The organism is Isoptericola sp. NPDC057559 (assembly GCF_042801555.1).
Taxonomy (GTDB): domain Bacteria; phylum Actinomycetota; class Actinomycetes; order Actinomycetales; family Cellulomonadaceae; genus Isoptericola.
On record NZ_JBHVFQ010000005.1, the window covers coordinates 186,248 to 200,902 of the forward strand.

Annotated in this window: 14 protein-coding genes; 11 read left to right on the forward strand and 3 right to left on the reverse strand. The window is 75.7% G+C overall.

Annotation, left to right across the window (positions count from 1 at the left end):
* The first annotated feature begins 31 nt into the window (after window positions 1–31).
* From ACFU5J_RS07975 to ACFU5J_RS08005, 7 genes are all read left to right on the forward strand, one after another.
* Complete coding sequence (locus ACFU5J_RS07975) at window positions 32–2,095, forward strand: VanW family protein (RefSeq protein ID WP_430578369.1); 2,064 nt, start codon at window positions 32–34, stop codon at window positions 2,093–2,095.
* The gene (locus tag ACFU5J_RS07980; protein ID WP_430578370.1) at window positions 2,095–3,000 is read left to right on the forward strand and encodes a hypothetical protein; all 906 of its coding nucleotides are present in this window, start codon (window positions 2,095–2,097) and stop codon (window positions 2,998–3,000) included. Before ACFU5J_RS07975 ends, ACFU5J_RS07980 begins: the two co-directional genes overlap by 1 nt.
* Complete coding sequence (locus tag ACFU5J_RS07985) at window positions 2,997–3,965, forward strand: prephenate dehydratase (RefSeq protein ID WP_430578371.1); 969 nt, start codon at window positions 2,997–2,999, stop codon at window positions 3,963–3,965. The genes ACFU5J_RS07980 and ACFU5J_RS07985 overlap by 4 nt, the downstream gene beginning before the upstream one ends.
* Window positions 3,962–4,978, forward strand: coding sequence for a prephenate dehydrogenase (locus ACFU5J_RS07990; protein WP_430578372.1), 1,017 nt, complete (start codon window positions 3,962–3,964; stop codon window positions 4,976–4,978). The genes ACFU5J_RS07985 and ACFU5J_RS07990 overlap by 4 nt, the downstream gene beginning before the upstream one ends.
* 552 nt (window positions 4,979–5,530) lie before the next feature.
* Window positions 5,531–5,848 carry a ferredoxin gene (fdxA, locus tag ACFU5J_RS07995; protein ID WP_416342121.1) on the forward strand — a complete coding sequence of 106 codons (318 nt, stop codon included), beginning with the start codon at window positions 5,531–5,533 and terminating at the stop codon, window positions 5,846–5,848.
* On the forward strand, window positions 5,848–7,029 hold the full coding sequence (dapC, locus tag ACFU5J_RS08000; protein WP_430578373.1) for a succinyldiaminopimelate transaminase: 1,182 nt from the start codon (window positions 5,848–5,850) through the stop codon (window positions 7,027–7,029). Before fdxA ends, dapC begins: the two co-directional genes overlap by 1 nt.
* 193 nt (window positions 7,030–7,222) lie before the next feature.
* Complete coding sequence (locus ACFU5J_RS08005; RefSeq protein WP_430574897.1) at window positions 7,223–8,545, forward strand: citrate synthase; 1,323 nt, start codon at window positions 7,223–7,225, stop codon at window positions 8,543–8,545.
* 28 nt (window positions 8,546–8,573) lie between these two features.
* Here the strand turns inward: ACFU5J_RS08005 and ACFU5J_RS08010 are convergent, their stop codons facing one another.
* A complete protein-coding gene (locus tag ACFU5J_RS08010) occupies window positions 8,574–9,491 on the reverse strand; it encodes a hypothetical protein (RefSeq protein ID WP_430578374.1) in 918 nt (305 codons plus the stop codon).
* 32 nt (window positions 9,492–9,523) lie between these two features.
* Window positions 9,524–10,492 carry a 2,3,4,5-tetrahydropyridine-2,6-dicarboxylate N-succinyltransferase gene (gene dapD, locus ACFU5J_RS08015; protein WP_430578375.1) on the reverse strand — a complete coding sequence of 323 codons (969 nt, stop codon included), beginning with the start codon at window positions 10,490–10,492 and terminating at the stop codon, window positions 9,524–9,526.
* Window positions 10,493–10,522: 30 nt separating this feature from the next.
* Between dapD and dapE the strand changes: the two genes are divergently transcribed.
* The 4 genes from dapE (at window position 10,523) to ACFU5J_RS08035 (ending at window position 13,806) form a co-directional block, all read left to right on the forward strand.
* Complete coding sequence (gene dapE, locus ACFU5J_RS08020; protein WP_430574900.1) at window positions 10,523–11,704, forward strand: succinyl-diaminopimelate desuccinylase; 1,182 nt, start codon at window positions 10,523–10,525, stop codon at window positions 11,702–11,704.
* Window positions 11,705–11,713: 9 nt separating this feature from the next.
* A complete protein-coding gene (locus tag ACFU5J_RS08025; RefSeq protein WP_430574901.1) occupies window positions 11,714–12,535 on the forward strand; it encodes a TIGR00730 family Rossman fold protein in 822 nt (273 codons plus the stop codon).
* The gene (gene folP / locus ACFU5J_RS08030; RefSeq protein ID WP_430578376.1) at window positions 12,532–13,476 is read left to right on the forward strand and encodes a dihydropteroate synthase; all 945 of its coding nucleotides are present in this window, start codon (window positions 12,532–12,534) and stop codon (window positions 13,474–13,476) included. The genes ACFU5J_RS08025 and folP overlap by 4 nt, the downstream gene beginning before the upstream one ends.
* A gap of 162 nt (window positions 13,477–13,638) precedes the next feature.
* Complete coding sequence (locus tag ACFU5J_RS08035) at window positions 13,639–13,806, forward strand: DUF3117 domain-containing protein (RefSeq protein WP_111249454.1); 168 nt, start codon at window positions 13,639–13,641, stop codon at window positions 13,804–13,806.
* 110 nt (window positions 13,807–13,916) lie between these two features.
* Here the strand turns inward: ACFU5J_RS08035 and ACFU5J_RS08040 are convergent, their stop codons facing one another.
* The gene (locus tag ACFU5J_RS08040; protein ID WP_430574903.1) at window positions 13,917–14,489 is read right to left on the reverse strand and encodes an O-methyltransferase; all 573 of its coding nucleotides are present in this window, start codon (window positions 14,487–14,489) and stop codon (window positions 13,917–13,919) included.
* Between the last annotated feature and the right edge of the window lie 166 nt (window positions 14,490–14,655).

Here is a 14,655-nt window from a genome sequence, read left to right on the forward strand (position 1 = left end):
GCCTGCCGCCGCCCCGGCCGCCGCGACGTCGATGCTGGCGGAGGAGCCCGAGGAGCCGTACCAGCCGCGCGTGCGCCTCTACGAGCAGCGCGTGATCGCGACGGTCGCCGCGCCGGCGACGGGTGCTCCGACCCAGGCGCTGCCCGCGGTGTCCGTCGCCGCCGCCGCGCCCGCGGTCTTCGCGGCGCCCGGGGGCCCTGCCGGCCCCGGTGGCCCGGCAGGCCCCGCCGGCCTTGGCGGCCCTGCCGGTCCTGGTGCGCCCGCCGGACCGGGTGGGACGGGTGGGACTGGCGGGTCCGGCGGACCCGAGGGTCCGACGTCGGGCTCGCCGCTCGACGGTCTTGCCGGCGACGGCGCGCCCAGCCGCGCGCCCAAGGTGGCGTTGTGGGCGGGCGTCGGGCTCGTCGTCGTGGCCGGCCTCTACGTGGGGGCGCAGGCGGCGGTCGCGGGGTCGGTGCCGAAGGGCACGACCGTCGCGGGCGTCGACATCGGCGGCATGGACAGCGCCGCCGCGGTGGCCGCGCTGGACGACGGCCTCGCGCCGCGGGCCGCCGAGCCGGTCACCGTCCAGGCGGGCGACGCGTCGAGCACGGTCGACCCCGCCGACGCAGGCCTGTCGTTCGACGCGGACGCGACCGTCGAGGGACTGACCGGGTTCTCGCTCGACCCCGCGCACCTGTGGGAGCACCTGGTGGGCGGCGACGAGCTCGCCCCCGCGGTCGACGTCCGCCGCTCGGCGCTGACCGAGGTGCTCTCGGGGCTGGAGGAGTCGCTGCAGGTCGAGCCCGTGGACGGCACCGTCGGGTTCGACGGCGCCAAGGCCGTCGCGACGAAGGCGAAGACGGGCTCCAGCGTGCTGGTCGACGAGGCCGTGGACACCGTCGCGGACGCCTGGCTCGTCACCTCGGGCCCGGTCGAGCTGCCGACGAAGACCGTGGCTCCGGCGATCACGCAGGAGGAGACCGACGCGGCCCTGGCCGAGGCCGAGCAGGTCGTGAGCGGCCCCGTCGAGGTGGAGGTCGGCGACCAGACCGCGGAGCTGAGCCCGAAGACGCTCGCCAAGGTGACCTCGTTCAAGGCGGCCGACGGCTCGCTCACCGCGAAGTTCGACGGCGACAAGATCGTCTCGGCGGTCGTGAAGGGCACCGACGGACTGCTCACGGAGCCGGACGACGCGCACTTCGTCTTCTCCGGCGGCAAGCCGGTGGTCGAGGGCGGTGCCCAGGGCACGTCCCTGGACCCGGACACCGCGTCGACGGAGGTCGGCAAGGCCGCCCTCGGCGACTCGCGCACCACCCAGCTCACGCTGGTCGAGCGCGACCCGGAGCGCACCAAGGAGGCGCTCGAGAAGATGGGCGTCAAGGAGGTCGTCTCCGAGTTCTCGACCCCGCTGACCAGCGACAGCGTCCGCACCCGGAACCTGATCCGTGGCGCGCAGCTCGTCACGGGCACGCTCGTCGCCCCCGGCGAGACGTTCTCCCTGCTGGACACCCTGTCGCCCGTGACGGCGGCGAACGGGTACGTGCAGTCGGGCGTCATCAGCAACGGCGTGCACACCGACGCGATCGGCGGCGGGCTGTCGCAGATGGCCACGACCACCTACAACGCGGGCTACTTCGCCGGGTTCGACGACGCGGGCCACCAGCCGCACAGCTACTGGTTCGACCGCTACCCCGCCGGGCGCGAGGCGACCATCTACGTGGGCGCCATCGACATGAAGTTCACCAACGACACCCCGTACGGCGCCGTCATGCAGTCGTGGGTGTCGGGCGGCCGCGTGCACGTCGCCATCTGGTCCACCAAGTACTACGAGGTGAAGACCTCGGCGGGCGACAAGCGGAACGTCGTGCAGGCCACCCCGGTGCACAGCACGGGCGCGTCGTGCGAGAGCTACCCGGGCGGCAGCGACGGCTTCACCATCACGAACTACCGCAAGGTGTACCACGACGGCAAGCAGGTCAAGGACGAGTCGAAGACCTGGACGTACAAGCCGGACAACCCGGTGGTGTGCGACCAGCCGAAGGCCGACCGGGACCAGGAGCGCAAGCCCGCCGACCACGGGGACGACGACGACGGCAAGGCCAAGGAGGACTGATGCTCGGACGCTCGGAACGCGAGTCCCCGGCGCACGCCGCGCAGGCGGCGCACGACGCGGGATGGTCGGGGGTCGCCGCCGGCTCGGAGGTGGTCACGGCCGTGGCGGACGAGTCGCTCGAGCTGCTCGACCTCGGCACGACGTCGGACACGCTCGCCACGGTGGCGACGATCGACGACCTCGCCGCGGTCGTGCACCTGGGCCACCCGGAGCAGCCGTCGCCGGCGCTCGAGGAGGCGATCCTCGCGGGCGACCCGTCGCTCATCGTCACGGCGGCGGTCGCCGTCGCGCCGCAGTGGGTGTGGGTGGCGCCGGCGGGGGCGTCGGGCGGCCAGGTCGTCATCGACGAGGCCGGGATGCGCGACTGCCAGGACCTGCTGCGCGGCATGGGCGTGAGCCCGCGCCTCGTGCCCACGCGGACGTCGGTCGACGAGCGGGTCGCGCTCGCGGGGGCGGCGGGCTCGATCGTCGTCGAGCGGTCGCGGGTGCCCGCCGGCTGGGCCGAGGTGCCCGGCAGCGAGCGGCTCGCCGGCCGCCTGCCGGTCTGGTACGGCCTGCTCGAGTCGCGCGCGGCCTGGCCGCGGTTCGACGCGCCCGCACAGGTGTGGCTCGCCGTCGGGCCCTCCGACGACCACCGCGGGTCGCTGCAGCACACGCTGGCCGTGCTCTCGGCCGCGGGCGTGGACCTGCAGCACCTGCGCAGCCACCCGTCCACCCGCGGGCCGCACGTGTTCTTCACCTCGTTCCGCTGCCCGTCGGTCGACGTGCTGGACGGGCTCGTCGCCGAGCTGGACGGCCGGGGCGTCGCGCACCGCACGCTCGCGGTGCTGCCGGGCGAGGGCTTCGTGCCCGGACCGGTCCCGCTCGCCCCGCGCTGGGCAGAGGGCGGGCAGGCCGGGGCATGAGGGTCGCGTACCTGGGGCCGGAGGGCACGTTCACCCACGAGGCGGCGCGCCGCTGGGCCGGGGGCGCGGGCGCCGCGGCCGAGGACGCCGCCCTGGAGCCGCTCGCCACGGTCCGCGCGGTGCACGACGCCGTCGCGTCGGGGGCCGCGGACCGCGGGGTCGTGGCGATCGAGAGCTCGGTCGAGGGGTACGTCGTGCCGTCGCTCGACGCCCTCGTGGGCAGCCCCGACGTGGTGGCCGTCGACGAGGTGGTGCTCGACGTGTCGTTCGACGCGTTCGTCCGGCCCGGGCACGCCGACGACGCGGGCCTGCGCGAGGCGACCGCGCACCCCCACGGCCTGGCGCAGTGCACGCGGTTCGTCGCGGAGCGCGGCCTGCTGCCGGTGCCCGCGTCGTCCAACGCGGCGGCCTGCCGCGACCTGGCCGAGCACCAGGTCGCGTTCGGCCCGCGGCTGTGCGGGGAGCTGTACGGCCTGGAGACCCTCGCGACGGGGGTGGAGGACTTCGCCGGCGCGCGGACCCGCTTCCTCGTGCTGTGCCGCCGCGACGGCGCCGCGGCCGCGTGGGCGCCGGTCCGCGCCGCGGACGGGGACGGTGCCGGGGCCACGTGGCGCACCATGCTCGCGATGACGCCGGTCGTCACGGGGCCGGGCGTGCTCGCGCGGGTCACCGGTGAGTTCGCGGCCCGCGGCGTCAACATGACGAGCCTCGTCGAGCGCCCGCTGAAGGTGCGCGAGAGCCAGTACGTGTTCGTCGTGACGCTCGACGGCGCCCCGTGGGAGCCGCGCGTGCGCGACCTGCTCGCCGCGCTCCTCGGCGCGGGCGACTCGCTCAAGGTGCTCGGCGCGTTCCCGGTGTCGCCGGGCGGGCCGGGGCTGGACGGCGTCCTGCCCGACCACGTGCCCACGGGCAGCGTGCTGCAGCAGGACGCGGACGAGACCCTCGCCCGGGGCCTGCTGTGGTGACCCGCGGCCCGGCCGGGACGGTGGCCGTCGTCGGCCTGGGCCTGGTCGGCGGGTCGCTGACCCGGCTGCTCGCGGCGCGCGGCGTCGACGTCGTCGCGACGGACCTGGACCCCGGGACCCGGTCGGACGCCCGCGCGGTGGGCCTGAGGGTCGCGGACGACCTCGCCGCGCTGTGCGCGGCGGCCCCGGACCTGGTGGTGCTGGCCGTGCCCCTGCGGGCCGTGCGTGCGACGGCGGCGGAGCTGGCGCCGCTCCTGGCCGGGGGCGACGCGACGCTGACCGACGTGGGCAGCGTGAAGGGCCCCGTGCGCGCCGCGGTGCGGGCGGCGGGCCTGGGCGACCGGTACGTCGGGGCCCACCCGATGGCCGGCACGGAGCACAGCGGGTTCGCCGCGTCCGACGCGGGCCTGCTCGACGGCGCGCCCTGGGCGGTCACCGTCGCCGAGCCGGGTGCGGTCGCCGCGGACGAGCCGGCGCGCCTGGCGCAGGTGCTGCGCCTGGTGACGGGGCCGTTGGGCGGCACCGCGGCCGTCGTGACCGACGACCGGCACGACGAGGCGGCCGCCCTGATCAGCCACGTGCCGCACGTGCTGGCCACGCAGCTGCTCAACGCGGTGGCGGGCGCCCCCGTGCGCGACCTGGCGCTGGGCCTCGCGGCGGGCAGCTTCCGCGACGGCACGCGGGTCGCGCTCACGGACCCCGCCCGCACCGAGGCGATGGTCACCGAGAACGCCGCCTGGGTGGCGCCCGCGCTGCGCAAGGCGGTGCGGGACCTCGAGGTGGTCATCGGGGCGCTGGAGACCAACGGGTCGCTGCACGACGTCTTCCACGCCGCCGACGACGTCCGGGCCGAGCGCGCGGGCCGCGGGCGGCCCGGCGGCGCCGAGGAGCGCGTGCCGCTCGCCGGCGGCTGGACGCCCGCCACGGTGGACGCCCTCGTGACGCGCGGCGCGGCCGGGGCCGTCGTCGTCGGCGTGGACGACGACGCGGTGCGGGTGCGCGCGCCGCGCTGACGCGTCGCCCCTGGGCGCGGCCCGGCGTCGGCTCAGTCGGCTCAGTCGGCTCAGTCGGCTCGGTCGGCTCGGTCGGCTCGGTCGGCTCGGTCGGCTCGGTCGGCTCGGTCGGCTCGGTCGTCCTCGGGCCGCCCGCGCCGCGGACGGCGGGGCGGGATCGGCTTCACGGCCTCGACGTCGGCCGCCCCGACCGCGACCTCGGGTGCGCCGGGGGAGCGGTCGGGGCGCACCCGCAGGCCGTCGTCGGCGACGGACGTGAGGATCCCCACGACGTCCGTCCACCGCGCCCCGCTCGCGGCGGCCTCGGCCGGCGACAGCCGGCGGCGCACGACGACGCGCGCGCCGACCGGCAGCCGCGTCCAGCCGGGCGGGACGGCGGGCGGCTCGGCGGGGGGGACGGCAGGTGGGACGGCTGACGGCGGAGGCACCACGTCAGCGATACTAGAGTTGGCCGCGCGGGCCACGTGCCCGCGCCGGTATCGCCGAAGAAGCATCGAGCCCCCGCGCCCCGCTCTCCAGGGCGCGCCCTCGTCACCTGGAAGGTAGCCCGCAGTGACCTACGTGATCGCTCAGCCGTGCGTCGACGTCAAGGACAAGGCGTGCATCGAGGAGTGTCCCGTGGACTGCATCTACGAGGGCTCGCGGTCGCTCTACATCCACCCGGACGAGTGCGTGGACTGCGGCGCGTGCGAGCCGGTGTGCCCGGTCGAGGCCATCTACTACGAGGACGACGTCCCCGAGCAGTGGAAGGACTACTACCGCGCCAACGTCGAGTTCTTCGACGACCTGGGCTCCCCGGGCGGCGCCGCGAAGATGGGGGTCATCGAGAAGGACGACCCCATGATCGCCGCCCTGCCGCCCCAGGCCTGATGGGCTTCGCGGACCTCAGCGCCCTGCCCTACCCCTGGGACACGCTGGGGGACGTGCGGGCCACGGCCCACGACCACCCCGGCGGGGTGGTCGACCTGTCGATCGGCACGCCCGTCGACCCGACGCCCGCCGTGGTGCGCGACGCGCTCGCCGCGGCGTCCGACGCCCACGGCTACCCGCTGACGCACGGCACGCCCGCCCTGCGCGCGGCCGTCGCCGGCTGGTTCGCCCGGCGCCGCGGCGTCCCGGGCCTCGACCCGGCGGCGGTGCTGCCCACCGTGGGCTCCAAGGAGCTCGTCGGGCTGCTCCCGTCGCTGCTGGGGCTGGGGCCGGGCGACGTCGTGGTGCACCCGGCGGTCGCGTACCCGACCTACGACGTCGGGGCGCGGCTGGCGGGCGCGACGCCCCTGGCCACGGACGACGTCGACGCCTGGGCGGGGCGCGACGACGTGCGCCTGGTGTGGGTCAACTCGCCGGGCAACCCGACGGGCGAGGTCGCCGACGTCGCGCACCTGCACCGCGTCGTGGAGGCCGCGCGCGCGATCGGCGCCGTCGTCGTGGGCGACGAGTGCTACGCGGAGCTGCCGTGGGCGGACGCCTGGGTGGGCGACGACGGCGTCTCCCGCGTGCCGAGCCTGCTCGACCCGCGGGTCGCCGGCGGCAGCCACGACGGCCTGCTCGTGGCGTACTCCCTGTCGAAGCAGTCCAACGTGGCCGGGTACCGCGCCGCGTTCGTGGCGGGCGACCCGGCCCTGGTCGAGGGGTTGCTGGCGACCCGCAAGCACCTCGGCATGATCGTGCCCGCGCCGGTCCAGGCGGCGATGACCGCGGCGCTCGGCGACGACGCGCACGTGGTCGCGCAGCGCGAGGTGTACCGGCGTCGTCGCGCGGCCCTGCTGGGGGCGCTCGAGGCCGCGGGGTTCGTCGTCGACGGCTCCGAGGCGGGCCTCTACCTGTGGGCGCGTCCCGCGGAGGTGCCCACAGGCGCCGGGGCGGGTGCCCCGGACCCGGTCCCGGCCGGCGCGACGTCGCGCGAGCTCGCCGCATGGTTCGCCCGCCGCGGCATCCTCGTCGGGCCGGGGGAGTTCTACGGCGCCGCGGGGGAGCGGCACGTCCGGGTCGCGCTGACCGCGCCCGACGATTCCGTGGCGGAGGCTGTGGCCCGCATCACACCTGCGTGACTGCCCGGATGGCTGGGGATGAGCAGGGGATTGGAACACCTTGGTGTTGAGGGGTAGGTTCGACCGCAGGCCGCGGTAGCCCTGGAGGACGCCACGGCCGGCGTGCCCCGGGCCGCCCCCGTCCCAGAGTCACGAGTCACGCGCTCTCCGTCCCCGTCGCCGGGTGCCGGTGGGCCCGTCACGGAAGGAAGACATGACGTCCACCACGCCTGCCGCAGGCACCTCGGGCGACACCGCCTCGGTCGAGCTCGTCGTCGACGGCACCGCCCGGCAGCTGCCCGTCGTCCCCGCCACGGAGGGCAACGACGGCATCGTCGTGTCGTCCCTGCTCAAGGACACCGGCCTGGTCACCGTCGACCCGGGCTTCACCAACACCGCGTCGTGCGAGTCGGCGATCACGTACATCGACGGCGACCAGGGCATCCTGCGCTACCGCGGGTACCCGATCGAGCAGCTCGCGGACTCGTCCACCTTCCTCGAGGTGGCCTACCTGCTGATCCACGGCGAGCTGCCGTCGGCGACGGAGCTGTCGGCGTTCGAGGAGCGGGTCAACCGCCACACGCTCGTGCCCGAGGGCTTCCGCGCGTTCCTCTCGTCGTTCCCGCGCGGCGGGCACCCGATGTCGATCCTCGCGTCGGCCGTCAACGCGCTCCCGACGTACTACCCGGAGTCGCTGGACCCGCACGACCCGGAGGCCGTCGAGCTCGCCACCGTGCTGATCCTCGCGAAGATCCGCACCATCACGTCGTACCTGCACCGCGCCACGCGCGACGAGCCGCTCATGTACCCGGACTACGCCCGCGGCTACGTGGACGACTTCCTGCGCATGACGTTCTCGCGGCCCTACGAGCAGTGGGAGTCCGACCCGGTGCTCGTGTCCGCCATGGACAAGCTGCTCATCCTGCACGCCGACCACGAGCAGAACTGCTCCACGTCCACCGTGCGCATCGTCGGCTCGTCGAACGCGACGCTGTACGCGTCCGTCGCCGCCGGCATCAACGCCCTCTCCGGCCCGTCGCACGGTGGCGCCAACGAGGCCGTGCTCACGATGCTCGAGAGCATCCGCAGCGGCGACGACTCCGTCGAGACCTTCATGAAGAAGGTCAAGAACAAGGAGGACGGCGTCCGGCTCATGGGCTTCGGCCACCGCGTCTACAAGAGCTACGACCCGCGTGCCGCGATCGTCAAGAAGCACGCCGACGCCGTGCTCGGCCAGCTCGGTGCCAAGGACGAGCTCCTCGACATCGCCCGCGGGCTCGAGGAGATCGCCCTGTCGGACGACTACTTCGTGCAGCGCAAGCTGTACCCGAACGTCGACTTCTACACCGGCCTCATCTACAAGGCCATGGGCTTCTCGCCGGCCATGTTCACGCCGCTGTTCGCGCTGGGCCGCATGCCCGGCTGGATCGCCCAGTGGCGCGAGATGATGCACGACCCGCAGACCAAGATCGGCCGCCCGCGGCAGGTCTACACGGGCCCCACCGAGCGCGACTACGTGGCGCTCGGGCAGCGCTGAGGCGCCGCCGCACCGCTGACGCAGACCGTCAGCCCGCCGTCAGGACGATCGTGACCTGGCCGCCGGGCTGGCGGTCTTCGTCGTCCACGGCCGACCAGGTGCCGTCGGCGCGCGACCACGCCCGGCCCCCCGCGCGGACCTCCTCCGCGCCGGTCGACGCCGCCGTCGCGACCGCCCAGTGGGCGACGGCCCAGGTCGCGAGCTCCCCGTCGAGCGGTACGGCCGTTGCGTCCACGCGCACCCGCTGCCCGTCGTCGCCGGCCGCGCGCACGGCGTCGGCGGGCAGGCCGAGGTCCCGCGCCGCGAGCTCGGTCAGCGCGGCCCGCGCCGCGTCGCCGGTCGGGGCGTCGGTCTCCGCCGCCGGCGGGAGCGTGCACGTGACGGCGCCGGGGGAGTGCCCCGTGAGCGCGGACGCCCAGGCACGCGACCGGGTCTCGTGCTGGGCGTACGCCTCGGGGAACCCGGAGCGCTGCACGGCCTGCGCGGCGTCGGTGATCTCCATGTCCTGGTAGCCGTCGACCTCGACGAGGCCGTCGTAGAAGGCGCCGGTCGAGTACACGGGGTCCATGATCTGCTCGGGCGTCCCCCAGCCCTGCGACGGGCGCTGCTGGAACAGGCCGAGCGAGTCCCGGTCGCCGTAGTCGATGTTCACGAGGCGCGACTCCTGCAGCGCGGTCGCCAGCGCGATCGTCGCCGCCCGGCCGGGCAGGCCGCGCTGCACGGACGTGCCGACCACCAGCGCGGCGTTCTCCGCCTGCACGGGCGTGAGGTACCAGGAGGTGCCGTCCAGCGCGGCGGCGCAGCGCTCCGGCTCGGGCGGGCTCGTGCGGTCGAGGAACCACACCACGCCCGCGGTCGCGCCGACCCCGACCACGAGGACGGCGGCGACGGTGGCGGCCGCCGTGCGCCGCACGCGCCGCCGCCGGCGTTCCTCGCGGCTCGTCATCGTGGTCTCGTGGTCGGGTCGGCGCGGGGTGCTCAGTTCGCGTGCAGCGCGGCGTTGAGCTCGATGCCCACGCCGCCGCGCTCCAGCACCTCGACGGTGCCGGTGCGGGAGTTGCGGCGGAAGAGCAGGTTGTCGCGGCCCGCCAGGTCGCGGGCCTTGACGACGAGCGGGTCGCCGTCGGCCCCCATCTCGCCGAGCACGGTGACCTTCGTGCCGGCGGTGAGGTAGAGGCCGGCCTCGACCACGCAGTCGTCGCCGAGCGGGATGCCCAGGCCGGCGTTGGCGCCCAGCAGGGAGCGCTCGCCCACGCGGATGACCTCCTTGCCGCCCCCGGACAGCGTGCCCATGATCGACGCGCCACCACCGACGTCGGACCCGTCGCCCACGACGACCCCCGCGGAGATGCGGCCCTCGACCATCGACGCGCCGAGCGTGCCGGCGTTGAAGTTCACGAAGCCCTCGTGCATGACCGTGGTGCCGGCGGCGAGGTGCGCGCCCAGGCGCACGCGGTCGGCGTCGGCGATGCGCACGCCCGCGGGGACGACGTAGTCGACCATGCGCGGGAACTTGTCGATGCCGTACACGGTGACGGCCCGGCCGGTGTCGGCGCGCAGGCGCAGGCGGGTGGCCTCGAAGCCCTCGACGGAGCACGGGCCGTGCGACGTCCACACCACGTTGGTCAGCACGCCGAACAGGCCGTCGAGGTTCGCGCCGTGCGGCTCGACCAGGCGGTGCGAGAGCAGGTGCAGGCGCAGGTACGCGTCGGCGGTGTCCGCCGGCGGGGCATCGAGGTCGATGACCGTGCGCACGACGACGACGTCCACCCGGCGCGCGTCGTCGCGCTCGGTGAGGGCGTCGAGCTCGACCGGGATGTCGACGTCCGACTCCGGCGGCGCACCCAGCACGGGGGCGGGGTACCAGACGTCGAGCGTTCTGCCGTCGTCGGCGACCGTGGCGAGACCGAGGCCCCAGGCGGGGCGGGAGGAGGCAGGCGTCGTCATGCGCCCAGCGTAGTCGGCGGGTCTGCCACGATGGTGCGCGTGACCACGGACCGTACAGCCGCCCCCGCCGCCGACCTCGACCGCCTCCTCGACACGCTGCTCGACCCGGCGACGGTCGCGTCCTCGGACCTCGTCGACCTGCTGGCCGCGGTGTGCGACGTGCCGTCGGTCTCGGGCGACGAGGCGGCGCTCGCGGACGCCGTGGAGCGCGTGCTGCGCGCCCAGCCGCACCTGGAGGTGCTGCGCGACGGCGACGCGCTCGTGGCGCGCACGCGGCTCGGCCGCGACCGGCGCGTGGTCATCGCCGGGCACCTCGACACCGTGCCGCTCACCGAGCCCGCCAACCTCCCGACCCGGCGGGAGACCGCGCAGGACGGGACGGTCGAGCTGTGGGGCCGCGGCACCGTCGACATGAAGGGCGGCGTGGCGATCGCCCTCGCCCTCGCCGTCGAGCTCGGCCGCGCCGGCGCGGAGCCCGTGCACGACGTCACGTACGTCTTCTACGACCACGAGGAGGTCGAGGCCTCCCTCAGCGGGCTCGGCCGGCTGGTGCGGAACCACCCCGAGGCGCTCGCGGGCGACTTCGCGATCCTGGGGGAGTCCAGCAACAACGGCATCGAGGGCGGCTGCAACGGCACGCTGCGCGTCGAGGTGCGCACCCGCGGCGTCGCCGCCCACTCCGCCCGCGCCTGGGCGGGCGTCAACGCGATCCACGCGGCCGCCCCGGTGCTGGCGCGGCTCGCCGCGTACGAGGCCCGCGAGGTCGAGGTGGACGGCCTGGTCTACCGGGAGAGCCTCGGCGCGGTCGGCATCCGCGGCGGCATCGCGGGCAACGTCGTGCCGGACGCCTGCACCGTCACCGTCAACTACCGCTTCGCGCCGTCCCTGGACGTCGCGGGGGCGGAGGCGCACGTCCGGGAGCTGTTCGAGGGCTTCGAGGTGGTCGTCACGGACGCGGCGCCGGGCGCCCGACCGGGCCTCGACGACCCGCTGGTGGCCGACTTCGCGGCCGCCGTCCAGGCCGCCACGGGCACCGAGCCGAAGCCCAAGTACGGCTGGACGGACGTGGCGCGGTTCGCCGAGCTGGGCATCCCCGCCGTGAACTTCGGCCCCGGCGACCCGGTGCTCGCGCACAAGGACGACGAGCGGCTGCCCGTCGCGCGCCTCGCGGTCGGCCGCGACGCCCTGCGCGCCTGGCTCCTGGGCGCCTAGGCTCGTGGCATGACGCGAGCGACGAACACTCCAGGCGGCCCGGGCACCGGCCGCGGCGACGACGGGGTGCCCGAGAAGGGGCGCGGCTACCGCAAGGGACCCGTGCTCCTGCGGGGGAAGGAGATCCCCGCCCAGACCACCGACCAGCGCCTCCTGTCCGGCGGGGGAGACTCCGACTGGGTGCATTCCGACCCGTGGCGCGTGATGCGGATCCAGTCGGAGTTCGTCGAGGGCTTCGGCGCGCTCGCCGAGGTGGGTCCGGCGGTCTCGGTGTTCGGCTCGGCGCGCACGTCGCCCGACCACCCGGACTACGGGCTCGCCGTCGAGGTGGGCCGGCTCCTGGCGGAGGCCGGGTACGCGGTCATGACGGGCGGCGGCCCCGGGATCATGGAGGCCGCGAACGCCGGCGCGCACAAGGCGGGCGGCACGTCCATCGGCCTCGGCATCGAGCTGCCGTTCGAGCAGGGCATGAACGAGCACGTCAACCTCGGGGTGAACTTCCGCTACTTCTTCGCCCGCAAGACGATGTTCGTCAAGTACGCGCAGGGCTTCATCGTGCTGCCGGGCGGGTTCGGCACCTTCGACGAGCTGTTCGAGGCCCTCACCCTCGTCCAGACGCACAAGGTCACCGAGTTCCCCATCGTGCTCGTCGGCGCCGACTACTGGGGTGGTCTGCTCGAGTGGCTGCGGACCGCCGTCGCGGACCGCGGCATGATCGGTCCGCACGACCTCGACCTGATGCACCTGACGGACTCGCCCGCCGAGGCGGTCCAGTACGTCGTCGAGCGTGGGCACGTGCTCGCGGCGCGCGCCACCGCCGACGGCTCGTGACGGGCCCGGCGGGCCCGCCGCCCGCGGGGACGCCCCTGGTGCTGCGCGGGCGCGAGGTCGGCCGCGGGGCCGACGGCGCGCTGCGGCCGGTGGTGATGGCCATCGTCAACCGCACCACGGACTCCTTCTACGCGCCGGCCCGCAAGCCCGACGAGGGCGCCGCGCTCGCCGCCGCGCACCAGGCCTGGGCGGACGGCGCGCAGATCCTCGACGTGGGCGGGGTCCGGGCCGGCGTCGGCCCCGAGGTCGGCGAGGCGGAGGAGATCGACCGCGTCGTCCCGTTCGTCGCGCGGCTGCGCGAGCAGGTCCCGGACCTGCTCGTGTCGGTCGACACCTGGCGGGCCGGCGTCGCCCGCGAGGTGGTCGCGGCCGGCGCGGACCTCGTGAACGACACCTGGGCGGGCCACGACCCCGGGCTGGTCGAGGTCGCCGGCGCGGCGGGCGTCGGCGTCGTCTGCTCGCACACGGGCGGGGCCGTGCCGCGCACCGACCCCTACCGCGTCGAGTACCCGCCGACGCCGGGCGCGGGCGGCGACCCGCGCGACGGCGTCCTCGACGACGCGGTCGCGACGCTGCGCGCGGCGGCCGCGCGGGCGGTGGCGTGCGGCGTGCCGCCACGCTCCGTCCTGGTGGACCCGACGCACGACTTCGGCAAGAACACCTGGCACTCGCTGCACCTCCTGCGCCGCACGGAGGCGCTCGCCGGGCTGGGCTACCCGCTGCTCATGGCGCTCAGCCGCAAGGACTTCGTGGGGGAGACGCTGGGGCTCGGCCCCGACGACCGCCTCGAGGGCACGCTGGCCGCCACGGCCCTCGCCGCCTGGATGGGGGCGACCGTCTTCCGGGCGCACGACGTCGTCGCCACCCGGCGCGTGCTCGACCTGGTCGCGGCCGTGCGCGACGAGGCGCCCCCGCACGCCGTGCTGCGTGGGCTGGCCTGACGGTCCCCGGTCTCGCCAGTCGATCGCAGGCGTCCGGGGTGTGGAAGTCAGGGGCAGGTTCTGAACTAGAATGGTGGGGCACGCCACCGCCCGCTCCCGCCGACCGGCGGACAGCGGGCAGGGGCAGGCCGAGGAACCGGACAACGGAATGGAGAGCCACAGATGGCTGCGATGAAGCCGCGGACGGGCGACGGGCCGCTGGAGGTCACCAAGGAAGGACGCGGCATCGTCATGCGGGTCCCGCTCGAGGGGGGCGGCCGTCTGGTCGTGGAGCTGAACGCCACCGAGGCGACCGAGCTGGGCGAGGCGCTCCAGGCCGTCGTCGCCTGACGACGGGGGACGCGACAGACGCGGCGAGCGCGGGGCGGACGCCCCGCGCTCGTTCCTTTTGTGCCCGTGTCGCGCCCGTGTCGTGCCGGTGTCCTGGTCGCGCGGCCGGTTCAGCGCCGCACGGCGAGCAGCAGCCCGTCCCCGGAGGGCGTGAGCGCCGAGACCACCCGGTCGTCGGCGCGCAGGGAGCGGCCGACGTCGCGCACCACGGTGGTGACCTCGTCGCGGCGAGCCGGGTCGGGCACGCGCCCGCCGTGCAGGGCGCCGTCGACGGCGAGCACGCCCCCGGGGCGCAGCAGCCGCAGCCCGGCCTCGACGTACTCGGGGTAGGCGTGCGGGTCGGCCCCGACGAGCACCAGGTCGTACGCGCCGTCGGTGAGGCGCGGCAGGACGTCCGCAGGGCGTCCCGGGATGGTCCGCGTGCGGGCCGGCCGGATCCCCGCCTCGGCGAACGCCCGCTTCGCCGCCCGCTGGTGCTCGAGCTCCGCGTCGATCGTCGTGAGGACGCCGTCGGCGGGCATGCCGCGCAGCATCCAGAGGGCGGCGACCCCCGTGCCCGTGCCGACCTCGACCACGGCCCGCGCGCCGAGGGAGGCGGCCACCACCTGCAGGAGCGCGCCGGTGCCCGGCGAGGCCGCGTGGCAGCCCAGCTCCGCGGCGCGCTCGCGGGCGCGCAGCAGCACGTCGTCCTCGGGGACGAAGGCCTCGCTGTAGGCCCAGGCAGCGGTGCGGCCGCTGCGGGCGTCGACGTCGGTGCTGATGGCGGGTCCTCCACGGCGGGGTCGCCGGCGGGGCGGCCGGCGCGGGGTGATGCTGCGGTGATCGTACGCGGGAACGTCGAGGCGTGCC

What these genes read in the sequence shown, in the direction of transcription:
- ACFU5J_RS08005 (WP_430574897.1), top strand. Translation starts at nt 7,223, where the DNA reads ATGACGTCCACCACGCCTGCCGCAGGCACCTCGGGCGACACCGCCTCG.
- ACFU5J_RS08025 (WP_430574901.1), top strand. Translation starts at nt 11,714, where the DNA reads ATGACGCGAGCGACGAACACTCCAGGCGGCCCGGGCACCGGCCGCGGC.
- dapE (WP_430574900.1), top strand. Translation starts at nt 10,523, where the DNA reads ATGGTGCGCGTGACCACGGACCGTACAGCCGCCCCCGCCGCCGACCTC.
- dapC (WP_430578373.1), top strand. Translation starts at nt 5,848, where the DNA reads ATGGGCTTCGCGGACCTCAGCGCCCTGCCCTACCCCTGGGACACGCTG.
- ACFU5J_RS08035 (WP_111249454.1), top strand. Translation starts at nt 13,639, where the DNA reads ATGGCTGCGATGAAGCCGCGGACGGGCGACGGGCCGCTGGAGGTCACC.
- ACFU5J_RS07980 (WP_430578370.1), top strand. Translation starts at nt 2,095, where the DNA reads ATGCTCGGACGCTCGGAACGCGAGTCCCCGGCGCACGCCGCGCAGGCG.
- ACFU5J_RS07985 (WP_430578371.1), top strand. Translation starts at nt 2,997, where the DNA reads ATGAGGGTCGCGTACCTGGGGCCGGAGGGCACGTTCACCCACGAGGCG.
- ACFU5J_RS07975 (WP_430578369.1), top strand. Translation starts at nt 32, where the DNA reads ATGCTGGCGGAGGAGCCCGAGGAGCCGTACCAGCCGCGCGTGCGCCTC.
- ACFU5J_RS08010 (WP_430578374.1), bottom strand. Translation starts at nt 9,491, where the DNA reads ATGACGAGCCGCGAGGAACGCCGGCGGCGGCGCGTGCGGCGCACGGCG.
- dapD (WP_430578375.1), bottom strand. Translation starts at nt 10,492, where the DNA reads ATGACGACGCCTGCCTCCTCCCGCCCCGCCTGGGGCCTCGGTCTCGCC.